1 pseudogene is annotated in these 353 nt (G+C 54.1%); it reads right to left on the reverse strand.

The window, feature by feature from the left end:
• Positions 1 to 43: 43 nt before the first annotated feature.
• Positions 44 to 353, reverse strand: a pseudogene (locus AB4Z23_RS29115) (hypothetical protein); the annotation flags it as partial.

Here is a 353-nt window from a genome sequence, read left to right on the forward strand (position 1 = left end):
GCCCGTACTTGATGTTCACCATCCGCATCGCGAAGAGTGACACTCAGTTCGTTATTGTTGGCGGCAAAAGCGATGCTTTCGATAGCTTGATCGGTGGGTTCGACCATCCATGTGCCCGTACTTGATGTTCACCATCCGCATCGCGAAGAGTGACACTCAGTTCGTTATTGTTGGCGGCAAAAGCGATGCTTTCGATAGCTTGATCGTTGGGTTCGACCATCCATGTGCCGCACGGCACTTTTTCCGCCGAAAACGCCATGTCTGCAAAATTTTTTAGCCGCAATCCAGCCAGACGTGCGTCCAGTTTCTCGGCGCTCTCAGGGGTGCCACCGCCTTTGCCGAGTGCTGGACGC

This window comes from Agrobacterium sp. MCAB5 (assembly GCF_052114365.1).
Taxonomy (GTDB): Bacteria; Pseudomonadota; Alphaproteobacteria; order Rhizobiales; family Rhizobiaceae; genus Agrobacterium; species Agrobacterium tumefaciens.